This window comes from Chamaesiphon sp. OTE_20_metabat_361, from assembly GCF_031364565.1.
The window spans coordinates 1-8406 of the sequence record NZ_JANLWO010000720.1; the positions used below are offsets into that span (position 1 = coordinate 1).

The 8406-nt window shown below is 45.3% G+C and carries 8 protein-coding genes and 1 pseudogene; 3 read left to right on the forward strand and 6 right to left on the reverse strand.

Annotated features, from left to right (window positions below):
• Together RMO35_RS20305 and RMO35_RS20310 are read right to left on the reverse strand one after the other, a co-directional pair.
• Positions 1 to 330: pseudogene (locus RMO35_RS20305) on the reverse strand (ABC transporter); the annotation flags it as partial.
• 81 nt (positions 331 to 411) lie between these two features.
• Positions 412 to 1827 (reverse strand): HlyD family efflux transporter periplasmic adaptor subunit, encoded by a 1416-nt coding sequence (locus RMO35_RS20310; protein WP_309743651.1) that lies wholly within the window; start codon positions 1825 to 1827, stop codon positions 412 to 414.
• 163 nt (positions 1828 to 1990) lie between these two features.
• Here RMO35_RS20310 and RMO35_RS20315 point away from each other — a divergent pair, with 163 nt between their 5' ends.
• Positions 1991 to 2584, forward strand: coding sequence for a TetR/AcrR family transcriptional regulator (locus tag RMO35_RS20315; protein ID WP_309743653.1), 594 nt, complete (start codon positions 1991 to 1993; stop codon positions 2582 to 2584).
• Between the two features lie 23 nt (positions 2585 to 2607).
• Here RMO35_RS20315 and RMO35_RS20320 read toward each other — a convergent pair whose 3' ends face one another.
• Together RMO35_RS20320 and RMO35_RS20325 are read right to left on the reverse strand one after the other, a co-directional pair.
• Positions 2608 to 3192 carry a Uma2 family endonuclease gene (locus RMO35_RS20320; protein ID WP_309743655.1) on the reverse strand — a complete coding sequence of 195 codons (585 nt, stop codon included), beginning with the start codon at positions 3190 to 3192 and terminating at the stop codon, positions 2608 to 2610.
• A 155-nt stretch (positions 3193 to 3347) separates the two neighbouring features.
• On the reverse strand, positions 3348 to 3911 hold the full coding sequence (locus RMO35_RS20325) for a Uma2 family endonuclease (protein ID WP_309743657.1): 564 nt from the start codon (positions 3909 to 3911) through the stop codon (positions 3348 to 3350).
• A gap of 165 nt (positions 3912 to 4076) precedes the next feature.
• On the opposite strand from RMO35_RS20325, the gene rsgA reads away from it, so the two are divergent.
• Together rsgA and RMO35_RS20335 are read left to right on the forward strand one after the other, a co-directional pair.
• Complete coding sequence (rsgA, locus tag RMO35_RS20330) at positions 4077 to 5156, forward strand: small ribosomal subunit biogenesis GTPase RsgA (RefSeq protein WP_309743659.1); 1080 nt, start codon at positions 4077 to 4079, stop codon at positions 5154 to 5156.
• Positions 5143 to 7014: an ABC transporter ATP-binding protein gene (locus tag RMO35_RS20335; RefSeq protein ID WP_309743661.1), complete on the forward strand. Its 1872-nt coding sequence runs from the start codon at positions 5143 to 5145 to the stop codon at positions 7012 to 7014. Before rsgA ends, RMO35_RS20335 begins: the two co-directional genes overlap by 14 nt.
• A 217-nt stretch (positions 7015 to 7231) precedes the next feature.
• On the opposite strand, the gene RMO35_RS20340 is transcribed toward RMO35_RS20335, so the two are convergent.
• Positions 7232 to 7417: a hypothetical protein gene (locus RMO35_RS20340; RefSeq protein ID WP_309743663.1), complete on the reverse strand. Its 186-nt coding sequence runs from the start codon at positions 7415 to 7417 to the stop codon at positions 7232 to 7234.
• Positions 7418 to 7633: 216 nt separating this feature from the next.
• On the reverse strand, positions 7634 to 8406 hold a 773-nt coding region (locus RMO35_RS20345; protein WP_309743665.1), incomplete at its 5' end, for a tetratricopeptide repeat protein.

The window sequence follows — 8406 nt, forward strand, 5'->3', positions numbered from 1 at the left end:
ATTTTTCCAAGTCACTAGACTGACATACATTGGCTCTGCTGATTTTACGCCAGTTACATCCATCGCCTGATATAGTCGGCGGCGCGGGAATGTAGACATTGCTCCAATATTTAATGCCTGGGGACTGATGATAAATATATCTGCTTTTAATTTTGAGTGCAAGACAACGGCACTATCGAATAGGGCACCTTGGAAACCCAATTGCATTAACATCAACAAGTCCGCAAATGCCACGCCGGAGATTGCTACTGCAAATCGACCTTTATGCTGAGTGAGTTGGAGCCAGCCTAGTGGAGTTCTACGAGTCAGATTTTGGATAAGTTTCAGCATATTGCCAGCAGATATTTAGTAGGGTGGGCACTGCTCACCATCTAGAATTTACGCTTTCACAGTCGATTAACAAGCTTTAACTTACAAAGAATTGAGATTAATTACTGCTCGAATTTGTAAGTTAGTAAACTTAGCAGCTTTTTGACTAGATTCTGGATCTAATATAGTATGAACTTCAATAATTCGATCGTCAATATTACTAGTTGGATCGGCATTAATGACATTTTGCCGCTTGACTTGAATACCAACTCGCTCGATCGTACCTTGTAATTCGTTAGGTAAAGAAATACTAGTGATTTTTACTTTCTGCCCGACCCGAATTTTATTAATATCACTTTGATAAACTTCTACTACTCCATACATTTGACTAGTTTTACCAATATCGGCGATGCCATTAGTACCGACTACTTCCCCAGGACGGGCAAAAATTTCTAGGATCTGACCATCTAAAGGTGACTTAATATAAGCTTGCGCGAGATTTTCTTCGGCACGTTTTTGAGATGCGATCGCACTTTTGACATCTACTTCGGCGGACATCACATCTACCGGACGCACTTCAGCAATTTTATCGAGCGTAAATTTACTTTCTTTAATCTGCTGTTGTGTAGATGTTTCAAGCTTGCGTAAATTAGCTTTTGCTTCGATAATTTGCTGCTGTCCCGATGTTTGAATCCGGCGTAAATTGGCAGAAGCTCCGGCTAATTGTTGCTTACCGGAAGATTCAATCCGTTTTAAATTTGCTTGAGCCTGATTTACTTTCTGCTGAGCTGTCTGCAAGGTTAGCCGCTTACTATCGCCGCTAGATGCCGACACCGCTCCTTGTCGAGCCAGAGTAGCATAGCGTCTATCCTCAGCTTGAGCGTTGACAAGTCCAGCTTGGGCTTCGGCAATAGCTCCGGTTTGGGCTTCGAGTTGGGTGGCTGTCTCGGCTCTGACTCTGGCAATTGTGGCTTGCTGGGCTTCGATTTGAGTAGCTGTTTCCGCCACAACTCTGGCTAGTGTGGCTTTTTGGGCTTCTATGCCCGTCCCTTGTTCTGCTTGCAACCTCCCAATTGTGGCTTGTTGGGCATTGATTTCGCCCGGCTTGGCTCCAGCTTTGACTTTTACCAGACTTGCTCGGGCAACGTTGACTTTGGCTGTAGCTTCATTTACCGCCGCTTGCAAGCGCCCCTGATTATCCAAAATTGCGATTAACTGTCCCGCCTTAACTGTCGCCCCTTCCTCTACCAACAGTTTCGCGATTTTGACTCCCTCGCCAGATGTCGGTGCAGATAGCTTGATGACTTCCCCTTTGGGTGCCAATCTCCCCAATGCTGTCACGGTTGTGGGCGCGACTACGGCTGTCAATTGCTGCTGTTCCTGTTGTTGCTGCTGCGCTGCTTGCTGTTGGTGGATGTAGATAGGGATACCAATACCGAGCAATGCCATCGCTGCCAAAATTAGCCGCACTCGCCAACTTGCCTTCCACCAGGGCAATTTATCTGATTTTTGCAACATGCTCTTTCGCTATAAATTTACTAAACCGTTTAGTAGGTTAGCCGACGATCCAAGTATATTTTAACTAAACGGTTTAGTCAAGTAAGTAAAAAATAGTGATTAGCTGCTTAGAATAGAATGTAGTGGAGAGCTATTGAAAATCAGGTTGACGTAGGCGAGAGATTTGAACGCAGAACATCAGGGGGAAAAAGTCGAGCAGATCCTGCAAGGAGCGATGCAGGAGTTTTTGGCGCGCGGCTATGCGGGTACGAGTATGGAAAAAGTCGCTGCTGCTGCTGGCGTATCAAAACCGACAGTCTACAGCTATTTTAAAGATAAAGGAATATTGTTTCAGGCTTTAATTGAAAACTTAGGAGAGAGAAAATTTAAGTCAACTTTTGGAGGTGAACCACTCGTTGGAGAACCCAAAATCGTGTTAAGAGATATCGCTGAAGTTACTTTCAAGAGCTTTGAAGATGAAGAATTTAGCTGCTTTATGCGAACGATCATCGGCGAGTCTGGTCGCTTTCCAGAACTAGCAAAAACATGTGTTGTCAATCTTTTCAAACCTGTCAGTGATGTGGTGTGCAAATATATAACTTCACATCCAGAATTAAAAATATCCGATCCAGAAGCAGCGACTTTACTATTTATTGGAACGCTGGTTTATTATCATATATCCCAAAATATTTTACACGTCAGAGAAATTATGCCGATCGAGCGATCGCGGGTAGTCGATAATCTGATGGAAACGATATTGAAATCGATCGAGAAATAAATCAAATATTTTCATGTGTCTGTTTAAATTTCTGGCTCTGAATCAAAGATAATATCTTCAAATACTCGATCGATTGAGAAAGTCAGATCGATGCTTTTTAGCTCGATAATATCGCCTGCTACATAGCTCAATATCTCCCATCTACCGCGATCGTTTTTACTATAAATATCGATTTCAATCTTCTGTGTATCGACTAAAACATAGTCCTGCAAACTATCAGAACGTCGATAGAAATTAAATTTATCCCGTCTGTCATAAGCTGCCGTACTGGGAGATAAAACTTCAACAATCAGGCAGGGATGAGATATAAACTTAGTCGCGGTTTTGTCTCGTTCGTCACAGGTGACACTAACGTCAGGATATACATAGTCATTAGATTCTGCGATTTGTACTTTAGCATCAGCATTAAGTACTCGACAGCCACTACTTCGTAGATGAATATTGAGTAGAGTAATAAAGTTTCCAGCAATCTGGCTATGATTCATGGTGCCACCAGTCATGGCATAAACTTCGCCATTGAGGTATTCGTGGCGAAGCTCTTGCTGTTCCTCCCAGTCTAGATATTCTGCTGGGGTCAGTTGGGGAAAGTGTTCTTTTGCAGCAATCATGTGCAATCGGGTCAATATGATAGGAAAACTATACCACTATTTGAAATTGGTGTCTGAACTGTGATTAATGATGATTTGATGAGTATCTTTGTTAATCATAGTTCATCGATTAATCGTTCTAATCACAGTTCCAACATTAATTAACTGTCTAAATCTTACAAAAAGAGCCGATCGATCTCCGCTTTAAATCCAGGTAATAATGGTGAAGTCAGCGTATCGCCAGCCAAAAGTGTCGCTACTAATTGCAATTGAGCATCGGTGCGGCGATAGATTTCTAGAGTTTGTAATTGCCAATTGACAATCCAATATTCCTGCACGCCATAACGGGAATATAACTTCAGTTTGATACTTTTATCTCGCTGCTCGTTTTGTGCGCCTAAAGAGAGAATTTCTACTACCAATTCTGGTGCGATCGTCAAATGTCCTGCCTCATCGATACCGCGATCTAATCGCGATTGACTCGCCCATACCACATCGGGAATTACCGCATCTGTCAGGGTAAAAACTAAGCCAGGAGCTTGAAATGGTTTTCCCAGATTAGTCTGTCTCGACCAAAGTTCTAGTTCAAAATGAATGTTACCACTGATACCCTGATGGCGAATATGGGGCGCACGAGTCACAAATAGTTCTCCTTCAATTATTTCATGGCACAACCAGCCACCATTATCCGGCATGGCATCGAGATCTGCGGTTGTCCAGTAGAGGGAATGAGCGACCATCGGTTTTATCTGGTAAAGCTTGCTTTCTATTATACTTGGGCAAATGCCAACGGGTGAATAGTGTCGTAATCGTCGGTACTCTCATAACTAATAAGTTACCTTTATCTTTTGCTAGCTTAGAACAATTATCATAGAGATAGATAACTCTTACGATCGACATTCTCAGTGCCCCAAAATTTAGACCCTGCCGATAGTAACCCCCCATCATTGGTGGGTACCGTCATCGCCGTTCAAGCTAATTTCTGCAACGTGCAGATCGATCCACAGACACCGGAGGTGGGGGGAAAACTCATCTTGTGTACCCGTCGCGCACGGCTGCAAAAGATTGGTGTGAGTGCCATTGTCGGCGATCGCGTGACGATCTCGGAGGTCGATTGGCAAGGTTTAAAAGGTGTCGTAACTGATGTGTTTCCCCGTCATAGTTTGCTCGATCGACCGCCTGTAGCTAATGCCGATCGGATCTTACTGGTGTTCGCGCTGGCAGAACCAGCCCTCGATCCGTTTTTGTTGAGCAAATTTCTCGTCAAAGCCGAATCGACGGGCTTACAGGTCAGCCTGTGCCTGAATAAGAGCGATTTAGTCAGCGACGTAGAGCGACAGGAATGGTGCGATCGGTTGAGTGAGTGGGGGTACCTGCCGATCGTTATTAGTGTGGAAACTGGGCTAGGGATAAAGGAGTTGCAACTAGAACTCGATCGCCAGATTACGGTATTTGCGGGACATTCGGGTGTCGGTAAATCGAGTTTGACTAATGCCCTAATTCCCGATTCTAATATCCGCGTGGCAACGGTTTCGGGCAAACTCAGTCGCGGTAGACATACCACTCGCCACGTCCAATTATTCCCGATCCCGACGGGTGGATCGATCGCCGATACACCGGGTTTCAATCAACCAGATCTGGTGTGTGCGCCGCCGGAATTATCTGGATATTTTCCAGAGATCCGCCAGCGATTGGCGACGGGAAATTGTCAGTTTAGCGATTGTACCCATCGCGACGAACCCAATTGTATCGTGCGGGGCGAGTGGGAAAGATATCCGCATTATCTAGAGTTTCTCGCCGATGCGATCGCCTGGGAACAGCAACTACAAGCGCAACCCAAACTCGAAAATAGTTTAAAACAAAAAAGCAGCACTGGTAAAAAGAAATTTGAGCCAAAATTAGACTCAAAATATCGCCAAATTTCGCGCCATACAATTTTACAATCGCTCGAACAGCTCTCCGAAGAATTTAATGATAACGAGTAAGAAAAAGTCCGTTCGTTCGCGTAGCGTCGGCTCTGCCGAATCGAGACTAAAACAATTAGGTAAAAATGTCCGCCAATCGCTATCGGTATTTCGCTACAGCCGCAAAGCTTTAGATTTAGTTTGGACAACCAGCCATACTTTGACGGTATCACTGGCAATTTTGACTTTAGCTGGGGGGTTATTGCCCAGTACGATCGCGTTTGTGGGTAAATTAATTGTCGATAACGTGGTGCTGGCGAATCAGAGTGGTTTGCAAGTCGATCGACAACAGGCGCTGATGTATGTATTTGTAGAAGCGATCGCGATCGTGCTACTCGCAGCTACACAAAAGGGTTTAGTCGTCTGTCAATCATTACTACGGGTATTATTGGCGCAACGTGTTAATGAATCGATCCTCGAAAAAGCGCTGACATTAGATCTGGCGCATTTTGAGGATTCCGAATTTTATGACAAGATGAGTCAGGCGCGATCGCAAGCCTCCAGCCGTCCGTTATCGCTGATTACCCGCACGTTTGGGCTGTGTCAGTCCGCACTAACCCTGATTACTTTTAGCGGCTTGCTATGGCGATTTTCGGGGTGGGCGGTGGCGGTGCTAATTGTCGCGGCGATTCCGGCGTTTATTGCCGAGACGAGATTTTCCGAACATGCGTTTCGGTTGTTTCGCTGGCGATCGCCAGAAACCCGCCAGCAACACTATTTAGAGACGTTATTAGCCAGAGAAGATTATGCCAAAGAGGTGCAGCTTTATCAGCTCGGTGACATGCTGTTGCAGCGGTACCGGAATATCTTCAACATGCTGTATGAGGAAGATCGCGCTCTGACGATTAAGAAGGGCTTCTGGGGCTATTTACTGGGCTTATTCAGTACGGTGGCTTTTTATGGAGCGTATGCTTGGATTGTCTTTGAAGCGATCGCGGGGGTCATTAGTCTGGGTGAAATGACGATGTATGTGGTGGTATTCAGACAGGGACAATCAACTTTTGCATCGGCTCTAACTTCGATCGGCGGCATGTATGAAGATAATCTCTATCTTGCCAATCTCTATGAATTTTTAGACCAACCCATGCCCCAATCGCAAGGTCGAATCACCCAAGGAATCGATTGCGATGGAATTCGCTTTGAGAATGTTTCGTTTAGCTATCCAGGAAGCGATCGACCTGTTCTAAATAATATCTCATTGCATCTACCATTAGGCGAAAAACTCGCGATCGTAGGTGAAAATGGTTCCGGTAAAACTACCTTGATTAAGCTATTAACCAACCTATATACACCTACAAGCGGTAGAATTTTACTCGATGGCGTCGATCTCCAAGACTGGGATGTAGATGTATTAAGACGTAGAATCGGCGTGATTTTTCAGAACTTTGTCCAATACCAATTTACCGTCGGCGAAAATGTCGGCGTTGGTGATATCGAGCATCTTGAAGATCGTAAAGAGTGGGAAATTGCCGCGAGTAAAGGCATGGCAACACCCTTTATCGATGTACTACCTGAAAAATTTGATACTCAGTTAGGTAAATGGTTTAAAGGCGGACAAGAACTATCGGGCGGACAATGGCAGAAAATCGCTCTGGCACGGGCATTTATGCGATCGGATGCGGATATTTTGATCCTCGACGAACCGACTGCGGCGATGGATGCTGAAGCAGAAATGAATATCTTTAACCACTTTCGATCGCTGACTCAAGATCGGATGGTGGTGTTAATTTCTCATCGCTTTTCAACCGTTAGAATGGCAGATAAAATTGTTGTGATGGCAAGTGGTGAAATCATCGAACAAGGCTCCCACGAACAACTATTAAAAGCTGGCGGGCGCTATGCTCATCTATTCTCCATTCAAGCCGCAGGTTATCAGTAAAGATTGTCTGAAAAATCGTGACAACTTTAGATGATTATCAGAAAAGTAGGGTGGGCACTGTCTTGACGCGCTTAACTTGGAGGGAACCTCCTGTCTTACCGCCCTCAACCTGGAGGAAACCTCCAGAACGGGGCGGCGCAAAGCGCGCGTCGCTGCCCACCAATTAGGTTTCAGGCATCATCTATTTTATAAACGATTGCACCCGCTTACTTATCTTTTATGGAAAAACCTTAAAACTCGAACATTTAGCTTGCAAATATTCAGCCCGCAAAAATCGATAAGACAACTGATTGACATCATTATTGCGATTAGCGTGCAAAAATTTAAAGTATTCTTGTTGACGATTTGGATGCTTGCGGATGTATGAATCGATTAGCTCCAGATAGTTAATATCGTTACTCATAAAAGTCCACTCTCTAGACATTGCTACTGTTGTCGATCGGCTCAACTACATCACGATCTCATCATGTTAGCAGCCGATGTTTGGGTGATGTCTCTATTTTATGCTGGCAAAAATCGATCGACTTCAGCTACTTGACGTATGTTCGATATGTTCGATCCCCATTATTCCTAATCCCTAAAGCCTAAAGCCTAAAGCCTAAAGCCTAAAGCCTAATCCCTAACCCCTACTCACCCGATCGAGCAATTGTGATATGTGCTGATAAGTTTGGCTATCGCCGCGATTGAGATAGAGATTAGCCGCTTGATGATAGTCACTAATTGCGCCAGCGCGATCGCCGATTTGATAATGAACTTTGCCCCGTTGGTAATAGGCGGGTGCGTACCGAGGATCGATCGTGAGGGCGGAGCGAAAATCGGCGATCGCCGCCGATAAATCGCCCAAGCTGTGATATGTGCAGCCCCGTTGATAATAGGCTTCGAGATAGTGGGGATTTAGTTCGATCGCGCGGTGAAAGTCAGCCAGGGCAAATTGAGGTTCGTGGTTTGTCGCCAGCAGCCAGCCCCGCTGATAGTAAGCAGCAGCAAAGGTTGGGGACAATTCGATCGCGCGTTCGAGATCTTCGATCGCGCCTTGCACGTCGCCAATTTCGCCCCGCGTAATCGCGCGATTGTAGTATGCGTGCAAATGATTCGGCTCGTAGCAGATGGCGTAAGTATAATCGGCGATCGCGCCATGCCGATCGCCTAGATATTTACGGGCATTCCCCCGATGGTAAGCGGCATAAAAATATTGGCGATCGAGTGCTAGAGTCTGGGTATAATCGTCGATGGCGGCTTGATGGTTGCCAACTTGGCGATGACAAATCCCCCGATTGTAATAGGCGATGACTAAGTTGGGATCGAGATCGATCGCCCGATCGTAGTCGGCGATTGCGTCAGCGATGTTCTCCTCAACGCGGTAAATATTGGCACGATTGCTATAGGCGACAG